18 protein-coding genes are annotated in these 25036 nt (G+C 72.7%); 4 read left to right on the top strand and 14 right to left on the bottom strand.

Features of this window, described 5'->3' with window-relative positions; translation table 11 throughout:
- Positions 1-30: 30 nt before the first annotated feature.
- The 6 genes from RNL97_RS03560 to RNL97_RS03535 form a co-directional block, all read right to left on the bottom strand.
- Positions 31-519: a glutathione peroxidase gene (locus RNL97_RS03560; protein ID WP_030580504.1), complete on the bottom strand. Its 489-nt coding sequence runs from the start codon at positions 517-519 to the stop codon at positions 31-33.
- 50 nt (positions 520-569) lie between these two features.
- The gene (locus RNL97_RS03555; RefSeq protein ID WP_030580507.1) at positions 570-1094 is read right to left on the bottom strand and encodes a GNAT family N-acetyltransferase; all 525 of its coding nucleotides are present in this window, start codon (positions 1092-1094) and stop codon (positions 570-572) included.
- A 64-nt stretch (positions 1095-1158) separates the two neighbouring features.
- Positions 1159-1737 (bottom strand): helix-turn-helix domain-containing protein, encoded by a 579-nt coding sequence (locus RNL97_RS03550; protein WP_030580510.1) that lies wholly within the window; start codon positions 1735-1737, stop codon positions 1159-1161.
- 34 nt (positions 1738-1771) lie between these two features.
- Positions 1772-3115 (bottom strand): chloride channel protein, encoded by a 1344-nt coding sequence (locus RNL97_RS03545; protein WP_313750361.1) that lies wholly within the window; start codon positions 3113-3115, stop codon positions 1772-1774.
- A 186-nt stretch (positions 3116-3301) separates the two neighbouring features.
- Entirely contained in the window at positions 3302-4765 is a 1464-nt protein-coding gene (locus RNL97_RS03540) for a DUF2252 domain-containing protein (protein ID WP_030580516.1), read from the bottom strand.
- A 22-nt stretch (positions 4766-4787) separates the two neighbouring features.
- Positions 4788-5753: a DUF389 domain-containing protein gene (locus RNL97_RS03535; protein ID WP_030580519.1), complete on the bottom strand. Its 966-nt coding sequence runs from the start codon at positions 5751-5753 to the stop codon at positions 4788-4790.
- A 167-nt stretch (positions 5754-5920) separates the two neighbouring features.
- On the opposite strand from RNL97_RS03535, the gene RNL97_RS03530 reads away from it, so the two are divergent.
- Positions 5921-6175, top strand: a complete 255-nt coding sequence (locus RNL97_RS03530; protein ID WP_243313300.1) for a DUF6011 domain-containing protein — start codon at positions 5921-5923, stop codon at positions 6173-6175.
- Positions 6176-6188: 13 nt separating this feature from the next.
- On the opposite strand, the gene RNL97_RS03525 is transcribed toward RNL97_RS03530, so the two are convergent.
- Both RNL97_RS03525 and RNL97_RS03520 read right to left on the bottom strand, forming a co-directional pair.
- Positions 6189-7061 carry an acyl-CoA thioesterase gene (locus RNL97_RS03525; protein WP_030580525.1) on the bottom strand — a complete coding sequence of 291 codons (873 nt, stop codon included), beginning with the start codon at positions 7059-7061 and terminating at the stop codon, positions 6189-6191.
- A gap of 34 nt (positions 7062-7095) precedes the next feature.
- Positions 7096-9669, bottom strand: a complete 2574-nt coding sequence (locus tag RNL97_RS03520; RefSeq protein WP_313750360.1) for a DEAD/DEAH box helicase — start codon at positions 9667-9669, stop codon at positions 7096-7098.
- 78 nt (positions 9670-9747) lie between these two features.
- Here RNL97_RS03520 and RNL97_RS03515 point away from each other — a divergent pair, with 78 nt between their 5' ends.
- On the top strand, positions 9748-10539 hold the full coding sequence (locus tag RNL97_RS03515) for a metal-dependent hydrolase (protein WP_030580531.1): 792 nt from the start codon (positions 9748-9750) through the stop codon (positions 10537-10539).
- Between the two features lie 56 nt (positions 10540-10595).
- Entirely contained in the window at positions 10596-12131 is a 1536-nt protein-coding gene (locus RNL97_RS03510; RefSeq protein ID WP_030580534.1) for an ATP-dependent DNA ligase, read from the top strand.
- A 43-nt stretch (positions 12132-12174) separates the two neighbouring features.
- On the opposite strand, the gene RNL97_RS03505 is transcribed toward RNL97_RS03510, so the two are convergent.
- A complete protein-coding gene (locus RNL97_RS03505) occupies positions 12175-13536 on the bottom strand; it encodes an NAD(P)/FAD-dependent oxidoreductase (RefSeq protein WP_030580537.1) in 1362 nt (453 codons plus the stop codon).
- 126 nt (positions 13537-13662) lie between these two features.
- On the bottom strand, positions 13663-14694 hold the full coding sequence (locus RNL97_RS03500) for an aminoglycoside phosphotransferase family protein (protein ID WP_243316277.1): 1032 nt from the start codon (positions 14692-14694) through the stop codon (positions 13663-13665).
- Between the two features lie 205 nt (positions 14695-14899).
- Between RNL97_RS03500 and RNL97_RS03495 the strand changes: the two genes are divergently transcribed.
- On the top strand, positions 14900-16462 hold the full coding sequence (locus RNL97_RS03495) for a fused MFS/spermidine synthase (protein WP_313750359.1): 1563 nt from the start codon (positions 14900-14902) through the stop codon (positions 16460-16462).
- Positions 16463-16524: 62 nt separating this feature from the next.
- Here the strand turns inward: RNL97_RS03495 and RNL97_RS03490 are convergent, their stop codons facing one another.
- The 4 genes from RNL97_RS03490 to RNL97_RS03475 all read right to left on the bottom strand — a co-directional run bounded on the left by RNL97_RS03490 (position 16525) and on the right by RNL97_RS03475 (position 25024).
- On the bottom strand, positions 16525-18306 hold the full coding sequence (locus RNL97_RS03490; RefSeq protein WP_030580557.1) for an ABC transporter ATP-binding protein: 1782 nt from the start codon (positions 18304-18306) through the stop codon (positions 16525-16527).
- Entirely contained in the window at positions 18303-20168 is a 1866-nt protein-coding gene (locus tag RNL97_RS03485) for an ABC transporter transmembrane domain-containing protein (protein WP_030580560.1), read from the bottom strand. Before RNL97_RS03485 ends, RNL97_RS03490 begins: the two co-directional genes overlap by 4 nt.
- A gap of 155 nt (positions 20169-20323) precedes the next feature.
- Positions 20324-21808 carry a Gfo/Idh/MocA family protein gene (locus RNL97_RS03480; RefSeq protein WP_030580562.1) on the bottom strand — a complete coding sequence of 495 codons (1485 nt, stop codon included), beginning with the start codon at positions 21806-21808 and terminating at the stop codon, positions 20324-20326.
- Positions 21809-22072: 264 nt separating this feature from the next.
- On the bottom strand, positions 22073-25024 hold the full coding sequence (locus RNL97_RS03475) for an FAD-binding and (Fe-S)-binding domain-containing protein (protein ID WP_313750358.1): 2952 nt from the start codon (positions 25022-25024) through the stop codon (positions 22073-22075).
- Between the last annotated feature and the right edge of the window lie 12 nt (positions 25025-25036).

Below are 25036 nucleotides of genomic sequence, written 5' to 3'. Positions count from 1 at the left end.
ACACCTCCCCGGCCGCCCCTTCCCGAGGGCTCAGCCCGGCAGGTGCGCCTCGATCGCCGCCACGACCTCCGTGGACTCGGGCTCCGAGCGCGGGCGGATCCGGGCCACCGGCTCACCGGCCGGCGAGATCACGAACTTCTCGAAGTTCCACTGGACGTCCCCGGCCTCCCCGTCCGCGTCCGCCAGCTGCGTCAGCTCCGCGTACAGCGGGTGCCGGTCGCCACCGTTGACGTCGATCTTCTCCAGCAGCGGGAAGCTCACCCCGTACGTCGTCGAGCAGAACGTCTGGATCTCCTCGGCACTGCCCGGCTCCTGCCCGGCGAACTGGTTGCACGGGACGCCGAGCACGGTCAGGCCGCGGTCCCCGTAGTTCTGCTGCAGCCGCTCCAGGCCCTCGTACTGCGGGGTGAGCCCGCACTTGGAGGCCACGTTCACCACCAGGACGGTCCGGCCGCTGTACGCGCCCAGCGTGGTCGGCTCGCCTGCGAGGGTGCGCAGCGGAATGTCGTGCAGCGTCATGAAGCTCTCCCTGTTCCTTGCGTGGTGCCGCTCATTGTGCCGTCCGCCGCTCACGGAGCGGCGAGCTCCTTGTAGTAGAAGGTCGTCGGCTTGAGACTGCCCGCCGGATCGGCCGCGTATCCCGGCACGCTCCCGACCTTCGTCCACCCCGCCCCGCAGTAGACCTGCTCGGCCAGACTGCCGCTCTCGGTGTCCAGGATCAGCAGCGTGATGCCCTCGGTCGCCGCGTACGCCTCCACCGCCGCGAGCAGGGCTCCGCCGAGCCCCTGGCCGCGCGCGGAGGGGCGGACCATCAGCTTGGCGACCTCCGCGCGGTGGCGGGCGTTCGGCAGCGGCGCGCGGACCAGGGCGATCGTCCCGGAGACCCGGCCGCCCTCGCGGGCGATCCAGATGCCGATGCTCCCGGCCTCCACGGCGGCGGCCCGCTCCCGCCACCAGATGGCGGCCGCCTCCCGGTCCAACGGGGCCAGGAAGCCCACCGAGGACCCCTCCTCGACGGTCTCGACCAGCAGGCCGGCCAGGTCGTCGGCGTACGTGACCAGCTCGGGGGCGGACACGTGGACGATCTCGGTCATGGGCGGGGTCCTTTCGCGTGGAACGGTCGACGGGCGCGGAACGGAAAGAGGCACGGAGCCGGAGTCAGGGCAGGACGATCACCAGGGCGTAGCGGGCCCGCTCCGGTCCCGCGCAGCGGAAGCGGGACGGGCCGTGCAGCCTGAAGCGGAGGCAGTCCCCGGTGCGCACGGTGTGCGCCACCTCGGCGACCGTCACCTCCACCGTGCCTTCCCCTACCCAGATGTGCTGCTCGACACCGGGCACCGGCGCGTTCTCGTAGGCGATCGACGCACCCGGTTCGAGGACGGACTCGACGACCTCGGCGCGCAGCCCGGGATGCGGCGGCGAGACCGACCGCCGGACGAACCCGGCCGCCTCGTCGCGCCAGACCGTCTGCCGCGCCGCGGGCACCAGGGGCGGGGGCTCGGCCTCCACCTCCATCAGGAGGCGGGACATCGTCCGGCCGTAGACCGTGCACAGCCGCCCGAGCAGTGCGGCGGTCGGGCTCACCTCGCAGCGCTCCAGCCGCGAAAGCGTCGACCGGCTCACCCCGCTGCGGCGGGCCAGCTCGTCCAGGGACCAGCCGTGCTCGGTGCGCAGGTCCGCCAGTCGCACGGCGAGCCGGACGCCCAGGGGGTCCGGCTCCTCGATCACATCTCCCATATTCGGGATCGTATCCCTGATCAGGGAAGAGATTCTAGGTGGCCCCGGTCCGTGCCCCGTCCCGGTCCACCGGCGCGGGCGTCAGCCGGAGAGTGACCACGTACGCGACCACCACCGACACGATCACCAGAGGCATCACGGTGAGCCCCTCCCTGCCCAGCAGAAGCGTCGCCAGGAGCACCGAGGTCATCGGCAGCCGCAGCATCGCCACACACATGGCCCCGACGCCCATCGCGAAACCCGCCGTGAGATGCAGCCCCGGCAGATGGGACAGCGCGATACCGCCCACCGCGCCCACGAACATCGCGGGGAAGACCGGGCCGCCCCGGAAGCAGCTCAACGAGGCGCAGTAGGCGAGCGACTTGCAGACGATGAGCAGCACGAGCGCGCCGACCGAGTACTCCGCGCCCGCGGACAGGAGGTGGCCCAGTTCGTGCTCGCCCGAGTACAGCACCTCGGAACCGTCCTTGCCCGACGTCTCGGCGTACACCAGTGCCAGCGCTCCGACGACCAGGCCCATCACCGCCGTGGCCACCACCGTCCGCCGCTCCACGCGTTCCTGGAGGGCCAGCGACAGCCGGCGGATGCCCGCGCCCGTGAACGCCGCCGCGCCCCCGAGGACCAGCGCCCATCCGAACCCGGCGGCATCCGGGGTGGCCGCCGACGGCACCTCGCCCAGCGCCAGGGAGTACGTGCCCAGCCCCGTCCAGGAACCGAGCCCCGTGAACATCAGCGCGCCGATCCCCGCCGAGAGCAGCCCGGGCACCAGGACCACGCCCAGCATCGGCCCGGCCAGACCCGCCACCTCCATCAGCAGGAACGCGCCCAGCAGCGGGGACCCCAGCAGGGCGCTCACCGCGGCGAAGCTCCCGGACGCCCCGACCAGGGCCCGCGCATCCGGTGGCAGGTCCCGCTTGACGCGGCCCGCCGCCCAGACCGCCAGCCCGCCGCCCAGCGCGATCAGGGGCGCCTCCGGACCCAGCACCGCGCCCACGCCCAGCGAGACGAGCGCCGCGAGCACGATCCCGGGCAGATCCGCCGCGGGCGGGGCGCCGGTGGACACCAGCCCCTCCGCCGGGCGGTGGCCGCCCCCGCCCGGCAGCCGGCGCACGACGAGCCCGACCAGGAGCCCGGCGACCCCGAGCAGCGGAACGGGCCACCACGACGGGGTCGCCGCGAACCCCAGCGCCTTCGGCAGCTCCGTGTACGTCAGCGACTGGAGCTCCGAGACCAGCGCCAGGAAGCCGAACGCGATCGCGGAGACCGGCACCCCGAGAACGGCCGCCATCAGCAGCAGCACCGCGTACTTCCTCGTACGGACCGCCGCGTACGGGTCCTCCGGCTCGGCGGCGGGGATGTCCGGAGGCGTGGTCGGCATGGTCTCGGCTCCTCGGCGTGACGACGGTCGGGAAAGCGGCATCCCCCGGCCGCCGGGCACGGGCACACCTCCGGCCGCCGGACATCGGACAGGGGCGCACACCCCCACGGCTTCACGCCGGGATACCACGCGGCAGCCGACCGCGCCGCCCTCCGCCGCCCAGGACACACCCTCCGGTGCGAAAGGTCAGCCGCCCGGCCCCGGAAGACCGTCCGCACCGGAGGCGCCGTTCACGCCGGCCGCGGGCAGCCGCCCCGCCGCCACCGCGTCGACCAGCGCCCGGTGATCCAGCTCGTTGCGGTCCGCGTACGACTCCGCGAACGTGGCGATCGCCCGGTCGAAGACATCCTTCCCGCCCAGATAGCCGGCGATGGCGATCCGGTCCCCGGACCTGGCATGCGCGCGGGCCAGCGTGGACCCGCAGACCTCGCCGAACACCCGCATCCCCTTCGGCACCATCGACTCCGGTTCGGCGATGCCCTTCCAGTCGCGCAACTGGCGCACATAGAAGTCCCGGCTCCGGCCGTCGAGGCCGTCGGCCCGCTCCCAGCCGAGGAAGATGTCACCGGCCGCCTGCATCAGGCGCTGCCCCGCGACCACCCGTTCCCCCTGGTTCGCGTACCGGCTCGCCCCGGTGTACTCGGCCAGCACCGAGGGACCGGCCTCCTTGGCCTGGAGCAGCAGCGGATCCCCGCCGTCCCGGCCGAGCAGCAGGACGATCCAGCACCGGGTGCCGACGCTGCCCACACCGACGACCTTCCGGGCCACGTCCACCAGCGCGAAGTCCTCCAGGAGGCTGCGCCGGTCGGACGGCAGGCTGCGCGCGTACCCCGCCAGCATGCCGCCGAACTGCCGGAACACCGCATCCCGGTCCACCCCGGGCGCCAGGTCGGTCAGCGGGACGACCATCGGCGGGTCCGCCGCGATCCGCAGCCGCCCGTCGACCACCCCGGCGAGCTTCCCGAACGCCTGCAGACTGTCCCGGGACCGGGCCTTCCCCAACGCCCGGTCGACATTCCTGCGCCCCCGTCCGCCCAGCTGCTCCGCGGCCACCGCGCGCAGCCGCTCGGCGTCCGTCCGCGCGTACCAGACCTCCAGATTGCGCATGCCCGCGAACCGGGCCATCGCCGCCCGGTACGAGCGGACGGCGGCTCGGACGATCCCGGCCCGCTCCCGGTGGCTGAAGCCGTTCGCCCGCCCCGCGATGACGAGGCTCGCCGCGAGCCGTTTGACGTCCCACTCCCAGGGCCCCGGCAGCGTCTCGTCGAAGTCGTTGATGTCGAAGAGCAGATTCCGCTCGGGAGAGGCCAGCAGCCGGAAGTTCAGCAGATGGGCGTCCCCGCACAACTGCGCCCGGATCCCGGAGACCGGGGTGCCGGCCAGGTCGGCGGCCATCACCGCTGCCGCGCCCCGGTAGAAGCGGAACGGGGACTCGGTCATCCGGGCATAGCGGATCGGGACCAGCTCGGGAACCCGCTCCGCCGACTGCGTCTCGAGGACGGTCAGCGGATCGGGCCGGTGCGGCGACGCGGTGAACTCCGCATGGCTCGACCGGGGTGCCTTCCGGCGGGCGGCCTTGCCCAGCGCCGCGCGTTCGGCCGGCGTCGCGTGCGGTGCGGCGCGCAGCGGCGCCTCGGCTTCCTGGTCCATGGAGGGCCCCTTCCGGTGTTCCTCAGGCCTCTTCGGCGATCTCGCGGTCGCGGTCGCGCCGTCGGCGGATCCGTTGCCAGATCGCGCGCTGGGCCTTGAGCGTGGCCGTGCCCACCGCGATCAGCACGAGGATGTTGACGACGAGCTGGATGGCCGAGCCCCGGACATCGGACCAGCTGGTGAACGCCGTGGAGACGGCGATGTCCGCGGCGGCCGGGATCGTCGTCACGGAGATGAACACCCCGAGCAGGGCGCTCGTCCTGGCCTCGGTGAGCGACACGATCCCGACGGTCCCGGCCAGGGTCGCGACGGCGACGGAGAAGAAGTTCGGCGTGTTGATGAGATTGGAGACGGGCCGCAGCCCCCGGTCGAACGCCTCCGACTCCAGCCCGAAACCCCGGATGAGGAGGGCGAAGAGGAAGGTGACCACGATGGTGAGGAGGAATCCGACGCCCAGGGCGGTCAGCCCGCTGCGCACCATGGGCGGGAGGCGCCGGTCGATCCCCAGCGCCACGCTGACGATGGCGCCGTACTCCGGCCCGACGACCATCGCACCGACGATCAGGATCTGCGAGTTGGTGACGATGCCGACCGAACCGATCAGTCCCGCGATGACCAGGTAGAGGTAGAAGCTCGGCGGGTACCGGCCCCCGGACCTGATGCGTGCCTCCACCTGTTCCCAGACCGGCGCCCGGCTCAGCGGCCCCAGCTCGCGCTGCCCGCCTTCGGTGGCCGCGCCGGAGAAGGCCATGTCGACGGGTTCGATGACGAGGGAGCCCCGCCGGTCGAGGCGGACGGCGCGCAGCCGGCGCAGCACGTCGTTGGCCGCCCCCGTCAGCACGTCGCAGGCGATGGCGTCGCCGTCGGGGCGGCGGGCGGCGTCGCGCTGGACGATCAGGTTGAGCACGCAAGGGTCCGCCGAGAGCAGGCCGACGACCTCGTCGGTCAGGTCCGGCGGGCTCACCGCGCGGATGTGGATCATGTCCATCCCGGCACCTCCGCGGCTCCCGGCCCCGTCGCACGGAGCTGTGCCCGGCAGGCGGCCAGGGGCTCACTCCAGTAACGCGGCCCCGGCACGGTTCGGCAAACCGGGCGCCCCGGCCGGGAAGCCCTGGGCCGCGGGCGGCGGCCCGCCCGGGCTGGGATCATCGAGGGGTGGACACACCCGATGCCTTTCCCGAACCGCTGCCCGGGGCCGACGAAGCGGTCCGCGAGGAGTCAACCGCCGACGAGGGGACGCCGGAGGGCCGCCGCCTCGTCCGCTGCCGTCTCTGCGGCCGGCCCCTGACCGGGGCCGACTCGCGGCGGGCCGGCCTCGGCCCGTCCTGCGACGCCAAGCTGCATCCGGCGCCGCCGGACATCCGCACCCGCCGCCACGAGGTCGACCAGGACCCGCTGCCCGGCACATGAACCGGGAGGGGGGCTACTGCTCCAGCCGCCGGAACAGCCCCTCCTGCACCACCGACACCAGTAGCTGCCCCGCACGGTCGTAGATCCGGCCCCGCGCCAGGCCCCGCCCGCCCGTCGCGATCGGCGACTCCTGGTCGTACAGGAACCACTCGTCCGCCCGGAACGGCCGGTGGAACCACATGGCATGGTCCAGGGACGCCATGTCGAAGCCGCGCGGACCCCACAGCGGTTCCACCGGGATGCGGACCGCGTCCAGCAGCGTCATGTCGCTCGCGTACGTCAGCGCGCAGGTGTGCACCAGCGGGTCGTCGCCCAGCGGGCCCACCGCCCGCATCCACACCGCGCTGCGCGGATCGGCGTCCTGGATCTCGTCCTTCGTCCAGCGCAGCCGGTCGACGTAACGGATGTCGAAGGGCTGGCGGCGGGCCATCCGCTCCAGCGCCTCCGGCAGCGCGCCCAGATGCTCGCGCACCTCCTCGGCGACCGTCGGCAGCTCCTCCGGGTCCGGGACGATCCGGGCGGGCGGCAGCTGGTGTTCGAAGCCCGCCTCCTCGGGGCGGTGGAAGGACGCCGTCAGGTTGAAGATCGTCCGGCCCTCCTGGACCGCCGTCACCCGGCGGGTGGTGAAGGACCGGCCGTCGCGGACCCGCTCCACCTGGTAGACGATCGGCACCCCGGGACGCCCCGGCCGCAGGAAGTAGGCGTGCAGCGAGTGCACCGGCCGCTCCCCGTCGGTGGTCCGGCCCGCCGCCACCAGCGCCTGGCCCGCGACCTGCCCGCCGAAGACCCGCTGCAGGGACTCGTCGGGGCTGCGGCCGCGGAAGATGTTGACCTCGATCCGCTCCAGGTCGAGCAGGTCGACCAAGCGCTCGGCCGGATTCGTCATGCCGTACCTCTCCCGTTACGCGTCAGGGGCCGGTTCACAGCTGGCCGACCTCGGTGACCCGGACGACCGCCCGGCCCTCCTCGTCGGACGCCGCGAGGTCCACCTCGGCCTTGATGCCCCAGTCGTGATCGCCCGCCGGGTCGGCGAACGCCTGCCAGACCCGCCACAGCCCGTGCGCCGGGTCCTCCTCGATCTTCAGCAGCTTCGGGCCCCGCGCGTCCGGACCGGTCCCGATCTCCTCGTGCGCGTCCCAGTACGCGTCCAGGGCCTCGCCCCACGCGTCCTCGTCCCACCCGGACTCGCCGTCCAGCTCGCCCAGGTCACCGGCCCGGTCCAGCGCGGCCAGCTCCACCCGGCGGAACATCGCGTTGCGCACCAGCACCCGGAAGGCGCGCGGGTTCGCCGTGACCGGCTTGACCTCGTCCGCCTTCTCCTGGGCCTCCTCGGCGGTCTCCACCTCGGGGTTGGCCAGCTGCTCCCACTCGTCGAGCAGACTGGAGTCCACCTGACGCACCATCTCGCCCAGCCAGGAGATGAGGTCCTGGAGATCCTCCGACTTCACGTCGTCCGGGATCGTGTGCTCCAGCGCCTTGTACGCGCTCGCCAGATACCGCAGCACGATGCCCTCGGTCCGGGCCAGCTCGTAGTGCGAGGTGAACTCCGTGAAGGTCATGGCGCGCTCGTACATGTCCCGGATCACCGACTTCGGCGACACCGGATGGTCGTTCACCCACGGGTGGCTTGTGCGGTACACGTCGTACGCGTGCCACAGCAGCTCGCTCAGCGGCTTGGGGTAGGTGACCTCCTGGAGCCGCTCCATCCGCTCCTCGTACTCGACCCCGTCCGCCTTCATCTGCCCCACCGCCTCGCCGCGCGCCTTGTTCTGCTGGGCGGCCAGGATCTGCCGGGGATCGTCCAGCGTCGACTCGACGACGGAGACCATGTCCAGCGCGTACGACGGCGATTCGGCGTCCAGCAGGTCGAACGCGGCCAGCGCGAACGTGGACAGCGGCTGGTTCAGCGCGAAGTCCTGCTGGAGGTCGACCGTCAGCCGCACGATCCGGCCCTCGGCGTCCGGAGTGTCCAACTGCTCCACCACCCCGCCGTCCAGCAGTGAGCGGTAGATGGCGATGGCCCGCCGGATGTGCCGCAGCTGCGCCCGGCGCGGCTCGTGGTTGTCCTCCAGCAGGTGCCGCATCGCCTCGAACGCGTTGCCCGGGCGCGCGATGACCGCGAGGAGCATGGTGTGGGTGACGCGGAAGCGCGAGGTCAACGGCTCCGGCTCGGACTGGATCAGCTTGTCGAACGTCGACTCCGACCAGGCGACGAAGCCCTCCGGGGCCTTCTTGCGGACCACCTTGCGCTTCTTCTTCGGGTCGTCGCCCGCCTTCTTCAGCGCCTTCTCGTTCTCGATGACGTGCTCGGGGGCCTGCGCCACGACGAACCCGGCCGTGTCGAACCCGGCCCGCCCGGCCCGGCCCGCGATCTGGTGGAACTCCCGCGCCCGCAGGGTCCGCACCCGGTTCCCGTCGTACTTGGTGAGCGCCGTGAACAGCACCGTACGGATGGGGACGTTGACGCCGACGCCGAGCGTGTCCGTCCCGCAGATCACCTTCAGCAGACCCGCCTGGGCCAGCTTCTCCACCAGGCGGCGGTACTTCGGCAGCATCCCCGCGTGGTGCACCCCGATGCCGTGGCGCACGTAACGGGAGAGGTTCTGGCCGAACTTGGTGGTGAAGCGGAAGCTGCCGATCAGATCGGCGATCTTCTCCTTCTCCTCCTTGGTGCACATGTTGATGCTCATCAGCGACTGCGCCCGCTCGACGGCCGCCGCCTGCGTGAAGTGCACGATGTAGACCGGCGACTGCCGGGTGTCCAGCAGTTCGGTGAGCGTCTCGGTGATCGGCGTGAAGCGGTACTCGTAGCTCAGCGGCACCGGGCGGGTCGCCGAGCGCACCACCGAGGTGGGGCGGCCGGTACGGCGGGTCAGGTCCTTCTCGAACATCGAGACGTCGCCGAGCGTCGCCGACATCAGCACGAACTGCGCCTGCGGCAGCTCCAGCAGCGGAATCTGCCAGGCCCAGCCCCGGTCCTGCTCGGCGTAGAAGTGGAACTCGTCCATCACGACCTGGCCGATGTCGGCGTACTTCCCGTCGCGCAGCGCGATGGAGGCCAGCACCTCGGCCGTGCAGCAGATCACCGGGGCGTCCGCGTTGACCGAGGCGTCGCCGGTCAGCATGCCGACGTTCTCGGTGCCGAAGAGCTTGCACAGGTCGAAGAACTTCTCCGACACCAGCGCCTTGATCGGAGCCGTGTAGAAGGTGACCTTGTCCTGGGCCAGCGCCGTGAAGTGCGCGCCCGCCGCCACGAGGCTCTTGCCCGAGCCGGTCGGGGTGGACAGGATCACGTTCGACCCGGAGACCACCTCCATCAGCGCCTCCTCCTGAGCCGGGTACATCGTGATGCCCTGGCTCTCGGTCCATGAGGAGAAGGCCTCGAAGAGGGCGTCCGGGTCGGCGGTCTGGGGAAGCTGGTCGATGAGGGTCACGGCCCCATCTTGCCTGTCTTCCGCCCGGATGAGGGAACCGGCCGACGCGACCAAGATCATGGGCGATACGCTGCGGTCTCAACCTGCCCGCGCCGCACCGGCGATGGGCGCACGAACCACTGGGGGCGGGAAAAGGCCATGATGGGACCGGCACACTCTCTGTCAGGGGCAGCGGCCTGGCTGGGGGTGGGCGCGGCGGCCGCCGCCGCGGGCCACACGATGCCCTGGCCCGTCCTCGTCGTCGGGGCGCTGATCTGCGCGGGAGCCGCGCTCGCCCCCGACCTCGACCACAAGTCCGCGACCATCTCGCGCGCTTTCGGCCCCCTGTCCAAGGGCCTCTGCGAGATCACCGACAAGATCTCCTACGCCGTCTACAAGGCGACCAAGAGCACCGCCGACCCCCGCCGCAGCGGCGGCCACCGCACCCTCACCCACACCTGGTTCTTCGCCGTCCTGATGGGCGCGGGCTGCTCCTTCGCCGCGGTCAGCGGCGGGCGTTGGGCGGTCCTCGCGGTCCTCTTCGTCCACTTGGTGCTCGCCGTGGAGGGCCTGCTCTGGCGGGCGGCCCGGGTCTCCAGCGACGTGCTCGTCTGGCTGCTCGGCGCGACCAGCGCCTGGATCCTGGCGGGCGTCCTCGACCAGCCCGGCAACGGGGCCGGCTGGCTGTTCGACGCCCCCGGCCAGGAGTACATGTGGCTCGGCCTGCCCATCGTGCTGGGAGCGCTGGTCCACGACATCGGCGACGCCCTGACCATCTCCGGCTGCCCGATCCTGTGGCCCCTCCCGATCGGCGGCAAGCGGTGGTACCCGCTCGGTCCGCCGAAGTTCATGCGCTTCCGGGCCGGCAGCTGGGTCGAGATCAAGCTGCTGATGCCCGCCTTCATGGTCCTCGGGGGAGTGGGCGGGGCCGCCGCCCTCAACTACATATGACGTACCGGGCGCGCGGCGGGCGGGCGGCGCGCTCCGCCCCGTAGCACCATGGGCGCATGTTGCTCGCCGAGCTCGCCCAGGTCTCCCTGGAGGTCGCCGCCACCTCCGCCCGGTCCACGAAGGTGGCCCTCCTCGCCGGTCTCTTCCGGGACGCCGGTCCCGAGGACGTCCCCGTCGTCATCCCGTACCTCGCCGGACGGCTGCCCCAGGGCCGGATCGGGGTGGGATGGCGGTCCCTCGGCGACCCGGTGGAGCCCGCGGCGGAACCCACCCTCACCGTCACCGGCGTCGACGCCCGGCTGACCGCCCTCGCCGCCGTCTCGGGCCCCGGCTCCCAGGCCCGGCGCAAGGAGCACCTGCGCGCCCTGTTCGCCGCCGCCACCGAGGACGAACAGCGCTTCCTGCGGGCCCTGCTCACCGGTGAGGTACGCCAGGGAGCCCTGGACGCCGTCGCCGCCGACGCCCTGGCCCGCGCCGCCGATGCCCCGCCCGCCGACGTCCGGCGCGCCGTGATGCTCGCCGGATCGCTCCAGGAGGTCGCCGGGGCCCTCCTCGCGGACGGACCGGAGGCGCTCGCCGCCTTCCGGCTCACGGTCGGGCGGCCCGTCCAGCCGATGCTGGCGCACACCGCCGCCTCGGTCGGCGAAGCCCTCGACAAACTGGGGGCGTGCGCGGTCGAGGAGAAGCTCGACGGCATCCGGGTGCAGGTCCACCGGGACGGCGACCGGATCCGCGCCTACACCCGGACCCTCGACGACATCACCGACCGGCTGCCCGAGCTGACCGCCGCCGTCGGCGCCCTTCCGGCCGGCCGCCTCATCCTGGACGGCGAGGTGATCGCCCTGGGGGAGGACGGCAGGCCCCGGCCCTTCCAGGAGACCGCCTCCCGGGTGGGCTCACGGCGGGACGTGGCGGAGGCGGCGGCGCACGTGCCCGTCGTCCCGGTCTTCTTCGACGCGCTCCTCGTCGACGACGAGGACCTGCTCGACCTGCCCTTCACCGACCGCCACGCGGCCCTGGCCCGGCTCCTCCCCGAGCACCTTCGGGTCCGTCGCACCCTCGTCCCCGACGCGGAGGACCAGCAGGCCCGCGCGGCGGCCGACGCGTTCCTCGCCGACACCTTGGAACGCGGCCACGAGGGCGTCGTCGTCAAGGACCTCGCCGCCGCCTACAGCGCGGGCCGCCGGGGCGCGTCCTGGCTGAAGGTGAAGCCCGTGCACACCCTGGACCTGGTGGTGCTGGCCGTCGAGCGGGGCAGCGGCCGGCGCACCGGCAAGCTCTCCAACCTGCACCTGGGCGCACGCCGCCCCGACGGTACGTTCGCGATGCTCGGGAAGACCTTCAAGGGGCTCACGGACGCCCTGCTGGAGTGGCAGACCGAGAAACTGGGGGAGCTGGCCACCGACGACGACGGCCACGTCGTCACCGTACGCCCCGAACTCGTCGTGGAGATCGCCTACGACGGACTCCAGCGCTCCACCCGCTACCCCGCCGGAGTCACCCTGCGGTTCGCCCGCGTCCTGCGCTACCGCGACGACAAGACCGCCCAGGAGGCGGACACCGTCGAGACGGTGCTGTCCCGGCAGCCGTGAGCGCGCCCCGGGCATCCGGGACGCGCTCACGCCGATGGGCGGCTCAGTGCTTGATGACCGTCGACGCCGTGTGCTCCTTGATCTGCTCGGGCGTCAGATACACGTCCGTGTACTCGAAGTCCCGCAGGGTCGCCGGCTTGCGGGACTGGAACCCGGTCCGTACGAAGTCGTCACCGGCGACCGCGTTCAGCATCCAGTTCGTCATGACCCGGGTCTTCGCCACGTTCGTCCGCAGCGCCGACCAGTGGTAACCCCGGGCCACCGCCTGCGCGGGCAACCCGCGCAGCTCGATGCCCAGCGGCTTGGACACGGCGTCCTTGCCACCGAGGTCCACGACGAGCCCCAGGTCCTTGTGCACGTAGTCCTTGAGCGGCTCGTGGCGTACCGAGGCGATCAGATTGTCCGCCAGCACCCGGCCCTGGCGCATCGCGTGCTGGGCGGTGGGCGGGCAGACCGCCCCGTCGCCCTTCGCCAGGTCGGGCACGGCGGCCGCGTCGCCGAGCGAGAACACCCCGTCCGCGCCCGGCAGTTTCATCTGCGGGGTCACGGCGAGCCGCCCGCGTACCGTCTCCGCGTCGAGCGTGGCGACCAGCGGGCTCGCGGCCACCCCGGCGGTCCAGATGAGCGTCCGGCAGGGCAGCACCCGGCCGTCGGTGAAGGTGACCTCCTCCGGCCCCGCCTCGGCGACCGAGACCCCGAGTGACACGTCGATGTCCCGCTTGCGGAGCACTTCCAGGGCGGCCTGCCCGAGCTTGTCGCCGAGTTCCGGCATCAGCTTGGGCGCGATGTCGATCAGATGCCACTTGATCAGGCGCGGGTCCAGCCGCGGATAGTGCTTCACCGCGTTGGTGGTCAGGCGCTGGAGGCAGGCGGCGGTCTCCGTGCCCGCGTAACCGCCGCCGACCACCACGAACTGGAGCCGGGAGGCCCGCTCGGCCTCGTCGTGGCTGGCGTCCGCCAGGTCCAGCTGGGCGATGACGTGGTCCCGTACGTACGCGGCCTCGGCCAGCGTCTTCATCCCCCGGGCGTTGTCCAGCAGCCCGGGAATGTCGAAGGTGCGGGTGACGCTGCCGGCCGCCAGTACGAGGTAGTCGTACGGCTCGTTCACGATCTCGTCCGTGATCTTCCGGATCACGCAGACCTTCGCCTGCGTGTCCACGCCGATCGCACCGCCCGGCACGATCCTGGTCCGGTGGCGGCGGCTGCGGCGCAACGAGACCGCCACGGACTGCGGCGTGAGCACCCCGGAGGCCACCTGGGGGAGCAGCGGCAGATAGAGCTGGTAGGAGAACGGCGTGACGAGCGTGATCCGGGCCTCGCCCGGAGCGAGCCTGCGCTCCAGACGGCGTACGCACTCGACGCCTGCGAAGCCGGCGCCGACGACGAGAATCCTGGGTGGTGCCACGGTCTGCGTCCCTTCTCGGGCTTGCGTGGTTCTGCGCTCGCCTGCCCCGTTTACCGGGTGATTCACCTCTCATCCTCACCGGATGCTCCGGCATCCGCCTCCTGACAGGGGTGAAACGGGGCCCGGTCACAGGGGCGGGGAGGCCGCCAGCTCCCGCAGCCAGTAGGCCCCCTCGGCATCCCCGGACACGCCCGGACCACCCGGCGGTACGGGAAACATCCGCCCCCACGAGGCGGCCCGGCCGAGCGCCGCCAGCCGCCACGCCAGGCTCACCGCACGGCGCAGCCCGGCCGTCGTGACGCCCCCGCCGGTCCACGGTTCCAGATAGGCGTCCCGCAGCCGGGGCAGCACCTCGGGGCCGCAGCGCTCCCGGGCCGCCCGCGCGGGCACCAGCAGGCTGCAGAACGGGTGCCCCACCAGCGCGTCGCCCCAGTCGAAGAAGGCGTACCGCCCGGACACGGGTGCGAACAGCTGCTTCTCGTGCAGATCGGCGTGGTCCAGTGTGTCCGCCACCCCCGACGACGCCAGCTCCCCGCACCAGTCGGCCACCCGGGGCCGCAGCGCCTCCAGCGCCACCCGGTCCTCCCGGGTCAGCGTGGCGTTCCCCGCGACCAGCCGGTCGAACAGCGCGGGCAGATCGCGCGGCCGGGCCGCCGGAACCCCCAGCGCCTCGATCGCCCCCGCGTACGGGGTCAGCTCCCGCTGCATCGCGGCGTACTGGCGCAGCGGCTCCTCCCAGTACCCGGGATCAGGGCCGCCGGGGCGCCCGTCGAGGACCTCCGACAGCACCGGACCGCCGTCCGGGGTCAGCGCCCAGCCCCGTTCCGCCTCGACGGCGAGCGGATGCAGCACCTGTGCCGGGACCCAGCGCGCCAGCGCCCCGCTGAGGCCCGCCTCGAAGGCCGCGGCGGGCGGGACGGCCTTGAACCAGACGGGCGCGGGCCCGGCGACGGTCAGCCGCACCAGCACCGACCAGGGGCGCAGCCGCACCGCCCGGGGGCCCGTCTCCGCCAGCCCGTGAGCGGCGAGGCCCTCGGTCACCCAGGCGAGGGCCTCCGCGCGCCAGACCGGGTCCTCCCAGGGCGTCACGGCGTCCGGGAAGCGCCCCCGATCCACGCTCGGGGTCGCGTCGGTCGTGGCCGTGCCGGTTCCGGTCACGGCGGTCGTGGTTACGGAGTCCGCGGCCGCGTCGGGTCCGAGCTTTTCGTCTCTGTGCACCTGATCATGGGACCACCGGCCCCGGCGCGGGCGCACCGCAATTTCCGAAAACACCCGTTCCCGTCCGGCCCGGATCGGCGGGCCCTTCCCTCCGCCCCCTGGAACAGCGGGAGTTCGGCCGCCCGCCCCGTGCGAGGATGCTGCGGTGACCACCTCGCCCTCCTCGCCCGTGGCCGACGACTCTCCCGCGGGCGGCGCCCCGCCCCCCGGCCAGGGGCTGGGCTCCCGGGCCGCGGCGGCCCTCGTGTTCGGCTCCTCGGCCGCGGTCCTCGTGGTCGAGATCGTCGTCCTGCGGCTGCTGGCCCCGTACCTCGGCCTCACCCTGGAGACCAGCACGATGGTGATCGGCATCGCGCTGACCGCCATCGCCCTGGGCTCCTGGCTCGGCGGGCGCATCGCGGACCAGGTCGATCCGCACCGGCTCATCGCCCCCGCGCTCGGGGTCTCGGGCGTGGTCGTCGCGCTCACACCGCTCCTGCTCCGTACCACCGCGGAGTGGTCTCCCGCGCTGCTCCTGCTGGTCGCGTCGGCGACCCTCCTGGTGCCGGGCGCGCTGCTCTCCGCGGTGACCCCGTTCGTGACGAAGCTGCGGCTCACCAGCCTCGCCGAGACCGGGACGGTCGTCGGGCGGCTGTCGGGCGTCGGCACCTTCGGAGCCATCGTCGGCACCGTACTCACCGGGTTCGTCCTGGTCACCAGGCTCCCCGTCAGCTCCATCCTGATCGGCCTCGGCACGCTGCTGGTGCTCGGGGCGGCTCTCGTCGGATGGCAGGCCCGGCGGTGGCGGCGCGCCACGGCCGTGGCCCTCGCCACCGTCGTCGCGGGCACTCTCGCCACCGGGTTCGCCCCCGGCGGCTGCGACGCGGAGACCCGCTACCACTGCGCCCGCGTCGTCGCGGACCCCGACCGGGACAGCGGCCGCACCCTCGTCCTGGACGGCCTGCGCCATTCCTACGTCGACGTGGAGGACCCGGCGTACCTGAAGTTCGCCTACGTGCGCGCCTTCGCCTCCGTGGTCGACACCGCCTTCCCCGAGGGCGCACCGCTGACCGCCCACCACATCGGGGGCGGCGGCCTCACCTTCCCCCGCTACCTCGCGGCCGCCCGCCCCGGCACCCGCAGTCTCGTCTCCGAGATCGACCCCGGGGTCGTCCGTATCGACCGCGACCGGCTCGGCCTCGGCCCCGCGGCCACGACCGGCATCGACGTACGCGTGGAGGACGGACGTCTCGGCCTGCGGCGGCTGGCCGCCGGCAGCCACGACCTGGTCGTCGGCGACGCCTTCGGAGGCGTCAGCGCGCCCTGGCACCTCACGACGTCCCAGGCGCTGAAGGACGTACGCCGGGCGCTCGACGCGGAGGGTCTGTACGTCGCCAACCTCATCGACCACGGCCGGCTCGCCTTCGCCCGCGCCGAGGTCGCCACCCTCGCCGCGACCTTCCCGCATGTCGCGCTGGTCGGGAAGCCCGCGGACATCGGCCTGGACCCCACCGCTTCGAGCATCGGCGGCAACATGGTGGTCGTCGCCTCCGCCCGGCCGCTCGACGTCCCCGCCCTCCAGGAGGCCCTGGACGCCCGGGACGTCGGCTGGAGGATCGCCACCGGCGACACCCTCACCACCTGGACCGGGAACGCCCGGGTGCTCACCGACGACCACGCGCCCGTCGACCAGCTCCTCCAGCCCCACCCCGTCCCGACGGCCCGGTGACACCCGCACGGCCGGGCGAGGCACGGACGGCCCGGTGACCCCGGGCCGTCGGACGAGTTGCCTCACCCGTGCCAGGAGCGCCACAGCGACGCGTACGCGCCACCCGCCGCCACCAGCTCGTCATGGCTGCCCAGTTCGCTGATCCGGCCGTCCTCCACGACCGCGATCACATCAGCGTCGTGCGCGGTGTGCAGCCGGTGCGCGATCGCCACCACGGTGCGGCCCTCCAACACCCGGGCCAGAGAACGCTCCAGATGGCGCGCGGCCCGCGGGTCCAGCAGCGAGGTGGCCTCGTCCAGCACCAGTGTGTGCGGATCGGCGAGCACCAGCCGGGCCAGCGCGATCTGCTGCGCCTGCGCCGGGGTCAGCGCGAACCCGCCCGAACCGACCTCGGTGTCCAGCCCCTTCCCCAGCGCCTTCGCCCAGCCGTCCGCGTCGACCGCGGCCAGCGACGCCCACAGCTCCGCGTCCTGTGCCCCCTCACGGGCCAGGCGCAGATTGTCCCGGAGCGAACCGACGAAGACATGGTGCTCCTGGTTGACCAGCGCCACATGCTCACGGACCCGCTCCGCCGTCATCCGCGACAACTCGGCCCCGCCGAGCGTCACCTCACCGGCGCGCGGTGCGTAGATCCCCGCCAGCAGCCGGCCCAGCGTGGACTTGCCCGCTCCGGACGGGCCGACCAGGGCGAGCCGGGTGCCCGGAGCCACGTCGAGCGACACCTTGTGCAGGACGTCGACGCCCTCCCGGTACCCGAAACGGACCTCGTCCGCGCGTACGTCCCGGCCGTCGGGGCCGACCTCGGTATCGCCCGCGTCCGGCTCGATCTCCCGGACGCCGACCAGCCGCGCCAAGGACACCTGGGCCACCTGGAGCTCGTCGTACCAGCGCAGGATCAGACCGATCGGGTCGACCATCATCTGGGCCAGCAGCGCCCCCGTCGTCAGCTGCCCGACCGTCAGCCAGCCCTCCAGAACGAACCAGCCGCCGAGCAGCAGGACCGCGCCGAGGATCGTCACGTACGTCGCGTTGATGACGGGGAACAGCACCGAGCGCAGGAACAACGTGTACCGCTCCCACGCGGTCCACTCCTCGATCCGCCGGTCCGACAGCGCCACCCGGCGGTCGCCGAGGCGGTGCGCCTCCACGGTCCGCCCGGCGTCCACGGTCTCCGCGAGCATCGCGGCGACGGCTGCGTAACCGGCGGCCTCCGAGCGGTACGCGGAGGGGGCGCGGCGGAAGTACCAGCGGCAGCCGACGATCAGCACCGGCAGCGCGATCAGCACGGCCAGCGCCAGCGGGGGAGCGGTCACCGTCAGCGCGCCGAGCAGCAGACCCGCCCACACGACGCCGATCGCCAGCTGCGGCACGGCCTCGCGCATCGCGTTCGCCAGCCGGTCGATGTCCGTGGTGATCCGGGACAGCAGGTCGCCCGTCCCGGCCCGCTCCAGCACACCGGGCGGCAGCCCCACGGACCGGACGAGGAAGTCCTCGCGCAGATCCGCGAGCATCTCCTCACCCAGCATCGCGCCGCGCAGCCGCATGGAGCGGGTGAACAGGACCTGGACGGCCAGCGCCACCGCGAAGATCGCGGCCGTACGCTCCAGATGCAGGTCGGTGACCCCGTTTGAGAGGTCCTCGACAAGACCGCCCAGCAGATACGGTCCGGTGATCGAGGCGACCACCGCCACCGCGTTGACGGCGATCAGGACGGTGAACGCCCTGCGGTGCCGGCGCAGCAGACTCCGTACGTAACTCCGCACGGTCGTCGGTGTGCCCACGGGCAGCGTCGTCGCCGACTCCGGCGCCGCGGGGTCGTACGCCGGGGGTGCGACGCCGATCATGCCCTCTCCTCGACTTCCTCGATGTTCTTCATGGCGGGGACGTCATCGCTCTTCAGGGCGGGGACGCCGCCGACGCCGTTCGACGCGTTCGTGGCAGCCGCCTCCTCGTCGGTCTCGCGGGTGACGACCGCCCGGTAGCGCGGTTCGGTGCGCAGCAGGTCGCGGTGGTTCCCCACGGCGACGACCGTGCCCTGGTGGACGAGGGCCACCCGGTCGGCGGCGTCGAGCAGCAGCGGCGACGAGGCGAACGCCACCGTCGTACGCCCCTGGCGCAGCTTCGCGATCCCGGCGGCGACCCGTGCCTCGGTGTGCGAGTCGACCGCGGAGGTCGGCTCGTCCAGCACCAGCACCTCCGGGTCGGTGACCAGGGACCGGGCCAGCGCGAGGCGCTGGCGCTGACCGCCGGACAGGGACCGGCCGCGCTCGGTGATCCGGGTCCGCATCGGATCCCCGTCGTTGTCGGCGGACGCCTGGGCCAGGGCGCTCAGCACATCGCCGCACCGGGCCGCCTCCAGCGCCGCGTCCGCGGTGACCAGACCCGAGGACGGGACGTCCAGCAGCTCCCGGAGCGTGCCGGACAGCAGCACCGGGTCCTTGTCCTGGACCAGGACCGCGGCCCGTGCGGCGTCCAGCGGGATCTCGTCCAGGGCGACCCCGCCGAGCAGCACCGACGGGGCCACCGCGACAGCCTTCTCGTCCTCCTCGCCGGTCTCCGCGTGCCCGCCCAGCCGTTCGGCCAGCCGGCCCGCCTCGTCCGGGTCGCCGCAGACGACGGCGGTGAACCGGCCCCGCGGGGCCATCAGCCCGCTCGCCGGGTCGTACAGATCTCCGGTGGGCGTCACACCCTCGACGGTGGCCTCCCGCGCACTGCGGTGCAGCGACAGCACCCGTACCGCGCGCTGGGCGGACGGCCGCGAGAAGGAGTACGCCATCGCGATCTCCTCGAAGTGACGCAAGGGGAAGAGCATCAGGGTGGCCGCGCTGTAGACCGTGACGAGCTGGCCGACGTCGATGCGGCCGTCCCGGGCGAGCGTCGCCCCGTACCAGACCAGGGAGATCAGCAGGATCCCCGGCAGCAGCACCTGCACCGCCGAGATCAGCGCCCACATCCTGGCGCTGCGCACGGCCGCGCGGCGGACCTCCTGCGAGGCGCGGCGGTAGCGGCCGAGGAACAGCTCCTCGCCGCCGATACCGCGCAGCACCCGCAGCCCGGCGACGGTGTCCGAGGCCAGCTCGGTGGCCTTGCCCGCTTTCTCGCGCTGCTCGTCGGCGCGGCGGGTGGCGCGCGGCAGCAACGGCAGCACGGCCAGGGCCAGCACCGGCATGGCGAGGGCCACCATCAGTCCGAGGGACGGGAGGTAGATCGCCAGGCCGACGCAGATCACCACGAGGGCGGTGGCCGCGGCGGCGAACCTGGAGAGTGCCTCGACGAACCAGCCGATCTTCTCCACGTCGCCGGTCGACACGGCCACGACCTCACCGGCCGCGACCCGGCGGGTCAGCGCGGAGCCCAGCTCGGCGGTCTTGCGGGCGAGCAGCTGCTGGACCCGCGCGGCGGCGGTGATCCAGTTGGTCACGGCGGTCCGGTGGAGCATGGTGTCGCCGACGGCGATCAGCACGCCGAGGGCACCGATGAGGCCGCCCGCCAGGGCGAGCCGTCCACCGGAGCGGTCGATGACGGCCTGGACGGCGAGCCCGACGGTGACCGGCAGACCGGCGATGCCCAGTTGGTGCAGCAGCCCCCAGGAAAGGGACTTCAGCTGCCCGCCGAGCTGATTGCGGCCGAGCCAGAACAGGAAGCGAGGGCCCGACCGGACATCGGGGTCGCCGGGATCCGAATACGGAAGGTCGCGAATCTGCATGACGTCCCAGGGCTCGTGAAACGGAGATCCGGACGGACCTCGAAGACGGGGTGACGTGCAAGGTTCCCTGTTCGTCCCGTTCCGGGGCAACCGGTTTTTCCGGTCACCCCGCCCTGCGGGGCCCCGGGCCGAGCAGGCCCGGGACCCCGGAAACGTCACTCCGCGGGCTTCTCCGAGTCCATGCCGGACCGGGCCTTCTTCCACTCGCCCCGGGTGAAGTCCGGGATCGGCAGGGGAGCGCCCTTGGCCTTGATGGACAGATGGCTCAGCGGCACGGGGGCCGTCCAGACCGCCGCGTCGTACACGTCGAAGTCGGGCACCAGGCCGAGCCGCATGCACTGCATCAGGCGGAAGACCATGATGTAGTCCATCCCGCCGTGGCCGCCCGGAGGATTGGCGTGCTCCTTCCACAGCCAGTGGTCCCACTCGGCGTACTTCTTGAAGTCGTCCCACTGGTGGTTCGTGTTCGTGGGCTCCAGGTAGATCCGCTCCGGGTAGTCCTCGAACACGCCCCGGGTCCCGCCGAGGCTGTTGATCCGCGAGTACGGGTGCGGCGACGACACATCGTGCTCCAGCCGGATCACCCGGCCCTTGGCTGTCTGCACGAGGCTGATCGTCCGGTCGGCCCCGATGTACGACTCCTTCCAGCTCGGGTCGCCCGGCTCCATGTGCTCCTTGCGATAGGCGGCGAGCCCCAGGGGCGTGGTGCCGAAACTGCTGATGCTGACGACCCGGTCGCCCCGGTTGACGTCCATGTAGTTGGCGACCGGGCCGAACCCGTGGTTGGGGTAGAGGTCGCCGCGCAGCCGGGTGTGCCACAGCCGCCGCCACGGACCCTCGTAGTAGTCGGGGTCGAACATCAGCTCACGCAGATCGTGGTTGTAGGCCCCCGCGCCGTGCTGCAGTTCGCCGAAGAGACCCGCGTGCGCCATCCGCAGCACCCGCATCTCGTTCTTGCCGTAACAACAGTTCTCCAGCTGCATGCAGTGCCGCCGGGTGCGCTCGGAGAGATCCACGAGCTGCCACAGCTCGTCCAGGCGCATCGCGATCGGGCACTCCACCCCGACGTGCTTGCCGTTCAGCATCGCCGTCTTCGCCATCGGGAAGTGCAGCTCCCACGGCGTCGCCACGTAGACGAAGTCGATGTCCCCGCGCTTGCAGAGGTTCTCGTAGTCGTGCTCGTCCTTGGCGTAGACCGCGGGGGCGGGCTGACCGGCGGCCGTCACCTTCTTGGCGGCCTTCTCCGCCTTGTCCCGGACCGTGTCGCACACCGCCTTGACCTGGACGCCCGGGACGGCGAGGAAGAGGTCGATCATGCTGTCGCCGCGGTTGCCGAGACCGATGATGCCGACCCGGACCGTGGAACGCCGCTCGAAGGTCACGCCCGCCATGGTGCGGCCCTGCCGGGGAGGGGCGGCGGCCACGGCTTCCGCGGCGGCGACGGCTTCGGGGGCGCTCGCCCCGGCCGCGGACGCGGTGCCTCCGCCCAGTGCGCCGAGGCCGAGTCCGGCCCCGGCCACGCCCGCCGTGGTCCACAGCACCGAACGGCGGCTGGGATCCTGCCGGTTCACCTCGTCGGCCGCGCCGCTGTGCGGGGGTATGTCCTGCGGTTCCGGTGCGGGCCGGGCGTCGTCGTTCATCGAGCCTCCAGGTGGGGTTTGGGGGTTCAGACGGTGCGCGAGCGCGCCCGGTCCCGCCGTACGGATACGGGCGGCGGGACCGGGGCTCGGTAAGGACCCTGGAGGCTGAGGCTGATGGTGCGCAAGGGAAGTATTTGGACTCTTGTCCTCAAACCTTGGACTTTTCTCACGGCACGCCGAAGCCCCGACCGGTGCAACCAATCGGGGCCGCGAAACGCTCATCTGAGCAGGTCGACGCGGGTGTTGGCGCCCGCCGCCACCGACTCAGGGGAGAGTCGGCCGGGTGGCGTGTTCCAGTTCGATCAGCGCCGAGCGGTACGGGTGCCCGGTGGCGCGTTCCATGCCGATCTCGCACATCCGGTTCGCCGACAGATAGGCGTCGTAGGGGAGGCGGTCGACCTCGGCCGCCTCCTTGGCCGTCGCCGAGTCGGTCAACTCCTTGTGGAGCATGCCCCGGTCGCCCGCGAACGCGCAGCACCCCGCGTCGTCCGGGACCACGACCTCCTTCGCACAGGCCTCGGCCAGCGCCCGCAACTGCCCCACATCACCCAGATGCTCCATCGAGCAGGTCGGATGCAGGACCGCCGAACCGGCCGTCCGGAACACGGTCAGACGCGGCAGCAGCTCCTCGACCGCCCACACCAGGGAGTCCACGACGGCCAGTTCGCGGTGGAGCGCCCGGTTGTCCTCGGTGAGGTAGGGCACCACCTCCTCGGCGATGCCGAGTGTGCACGAGGAGGCGTCCACGACCAGCGGCAGCGTTCCGCCCGCCGTCCAGCCCCAGGCGGCCTCCACGATCCGGTTCGCCATGATCCTGTTGCCCGCGTCGTACCCCTTGGAGTGCCAGATCGTCGCACAGCACGTGCCCCTGACGTCCTCGGGGATCCACACCCGCTTTCCGGCCCGCCCGGACACGGCGACCACCGCTTCGGCCAGCGAGAGGCCGGGGCCGTCGTCGCCGTCGGGCCCGGCGAAGATGCGGTTGACGCAGGCCGGGTAGTACACCGCGCTCGCCCCGACACGTGCGGTGTCCGGCAGCCGCCGGGCCGCCGCACCGGGGATCTGCGGCAGCCACTCCGGGACGAGATCGGGGCGCACGGCCTTGCGGGCGAGCCGCGTCACGGCCTGCAGGGGCGCGTCGCCCACCCGGTCCCCGACCGTGTCGGCCGCGGCCACAGCCAGCCGCGCCGCGGCCTCCACCGCCCGGAAGTTCTTCGCGGTGAGGGCCGCGATCCGCTCCTCGCGCGGGGTGTGCCGACGGTGCCGGAAGCCCTTCATCATCGCCCCTGTGTCGATACCCACCGGGCAGGCCAGTTTGCAGGTGGAATCCCCGGCGCAGGTGTCAACGGCGTCGTAGCCGTACGCCTCCAGAAGGCCGGACTCCACCGGTGAGCCGTCACTCTGGCGCATCATCTCCCGGCGCAGCACGATCCGCTGGCGCGGAGTGGTCGTCAGATCCTCGCTGGGACAGGTCGGTTCGCAGAAGCCGCACTCGATGCACGGATCGGCGACCGCCTCCACCTTCGGAATGGTCTTCAGGCCCCGCAGATGGGCCCGCGGATCCCGGTCCAGCACGATACGCGGGGCGAGCACCCCTGCGGGGTCGATGACCTGCTTGGTCCGCCACATCAGCTCCGTGGCACGCGGCCCCCACTCGCGCTCGAGGAAGGGCGCGATATTGCGGCCGGTGGCGTGCTCCGCCTTGAGCGACCCGTCGAACCGGCCCACCACCAGCGCGCAGAACTCCTGCATGAACGCGTCGTACCGGGCCACGTCGGCCGGCTTCGCCGCATCGAACGCGAGCAGGAAGTGCAGATTGCCGTGCGCCGCGTGCCCCGCCACGGCGGCGTCGAAGCCGTGGCGCGACTGGAGCTCCAGCAGCGCGGCGCAGGCGTCCGCCAGACGGGCGGGCGGCACCGCGAAATCCTCCGTGATCAGAGTGGTGCCCGAGGGCCGGGAGCCGCCGACGGCCGTGACGAACGCCTTGCGGGCCTTCCAGTACCCGGCGATCGTCCCGGCGTCCCGGGTGAACGCGTTGGTCACGGACGCCGCCGGACGGACGAGGTCCAGACCGGCCACGACCGCCTCCGCCGCCCGCTCGAACGCCGCCTGCCCCGCCTCGTCGGCCGCCCGGAACTCCACCAGTAGCGCGGTCGTCTCGCGGGGCAGCGCCGACCAGTCCGCCGGGACGCCGGGCACGCTGACGGAGGCGCGCAGGGTGTTGCCGTCCATCAGCTCCACGGCGATCGCCCCCGCCTCGTTGAAGCGGGGCACGGCGGCAGCGGCAGCGGTGAGGGAGGGGAAGAACAGCAGGGCGCTGGAGACGTGCCGGTCGAGCGGGAGGGTGTCGAACACGACCTCGGAGATGAAGCCGAACGTCCCCTCGGAGCCGACCATCAGCCCCCGCAGGATCTGCACCGGCGTCGCCCCGTCGAGGAAAGCGTCCAGGCGATAGCCGTTGGTGTTCTTGATCGTGTACTTGGCGCGGATCCGGGCCGTCAGTTCCGCGTCCGCCTCGATCTCCTCCTTGAGCCCCATCAGCCCCGCGCACAGCTCCGGTTCGGCGTGGGCCAGCTCCTCGTCGGCGGCGGGGTCCGCGGTGTCGACGACGGTGCCGCTCGGCAGGACGAAGGTGAGCGAGGCAAGCGTCCGGTAGGAGTTGCGGGTGGTGCCCGCCGTCATGCCCGAGGCGTTGTTGGCGACGACCCCGCCGAGGGTGCAGGCGATGGCGCTGGCCGGATCGGGGCCGAGCAGCCTGCCGTACCGGGCGAGGGTGGCGTTGGCCCGCATGACGGTGGTGCCCGGCAGGATCCGGGCCCGCGCCCCGCCGTCCAGCACCTCCACACCGGTCCAGTGACGGCGTACGTCGACGAGGATGTCCTCGCCCTGCGCCTGGCCGTTGAGGCTGGTGCCCGCGGCCCGGAAGACCACGGAACGGCCTCTGCCGTGGGCGTACGACAGGATCGCGGACACGTCGTCGAGGTCCTCGGGGACCAGCACGACCCGGGGGAGGAAGCGGTAGGGGCTGGCGTCGGAGGCGTACCGCACGAGGTCGGAGATCTTCCAGAGGACCTTGTCCGCGCCGAGCAGGGCGGTCAGCTCGCTCCGCAGCGGCTCGGGGGTGCCGCCCGCACTGCGGTCGGTCACCCGGTCGGGGGCGGGTTCCCGCGCCGTTCCGGGGCGCAGGGCTTCCGGGTCGGGCTCCAGCAGCGGCATGTCGGCCTTCCC

Source organism: Streptomyces parvus (genome assembly GCF_032121415.1).
Classification (GTDB): Bacteria; Actinomycetota; Actinomycetes; order Streptomycetales; family Streptomycetaceae; genus Streptomyces; species Streptomyces globisporus_A.
Note: the sequence above shows the minus strand (reverse complement) of the source record. Positions and strands in the feature narration are given on the sequence as shown.

Coding starts and splice junctions, on each gene's coding strand:
- RNL97_RS03525 (WP_030580525.1), bottom strand. CDS start 7,061: ATGACGAATCCGGCCGAGCGCTTGGTCGACCTGCTCGACCTGGAGCGG.
- RNL97_RS03475 (WP_313750358.1), bottom strand. CDS start 25,024: ATGCCGCTGCTGGAGCCCGACCCGGAAGCCCTGCGCCCCGGAACGGCG.
- RNL97_RS03555 (WP_030580507.1), bottom strand. CDS start 1,094: ATGACCGAGATCGTCCACGTGTCCGCCCCCGAGCTGGTCACGTACGCC.
- RNL97_RS03520 (WP_313750360.1), bottom strand. CDS start 9,669: ATGATCTTGGTCGCGTCGGCCGGTTCCCTCATCCGGGCGGAAGACAGG.
- RNL97_RS03480 (WP_030580562.1), bottom strand. CDS start 21,808: ATGAACGACGACGCCCGGCCCGCACCGGAACCGCAGGACATACCCCCG.
- RNL97_RS03550 (WP_030580510.1), bottom strand. CDS start 1,737: ATGGGAGATGTGATCGAGGAGCCGGACCCCCTGGGCGTCCGGCTCGCC.
- RNL97_RS03540 (WP_030580516.1), bottom strand. CDS start 4,765: ATGGACCAGGAAGCCGAGGCGCCGCTGCGCGCCGCACCGCACGCGACG.
- RNL97_RS03545 (WP_313750361.1), bottom strand. CDS start 3,115: ATGCCGACCACGCCTCCGGACATCCCCGCCGCCGAGCCGGAGGACCCG.
- RNL97_RS03560 (WP_030580504.1), bottom strand. CDS start 519: ATGACGCTGCACGACATTCCGCTGCGCACCCTCGCAGGCGAGCCGACC.
- RNL97_RS03485 (WP_030580560.1), bottom strand. CDS start 20,168: ATGCAGATTCGCGACCTTCCGTATTCGGATCCCGGCGACCCCGATGTC.
- RNL97_RS03515 (WP_030580531.1), top strand. CDS start 9,748: ATGATGGGACCGGCACACTCTCTGTCAGGGGCAGCGGCCTGGCTGGGG.
- RNL97_RS03510 (WP_030580534.1), top strand. CDS start 10,596: ATGTTGCTCGCCGAGCTCGCCCAGGTCTCCCTGGAGGTCGCCGCCACC.
- RNL97_RS03535 (WP_030580519.1), bottom strand. CDS start 5,753: ATGGACATGATCCACATCCGCGCGGTGAGCCCGCCGGACCTGACCGAC.
- RNL97_RS03490 (WP_030580557.1), bottom strand. CDS start 18,306: ATGATCGGCGTCGCACCCCCGGCGTACGACCCCGCGGCGCCGGAGTCG.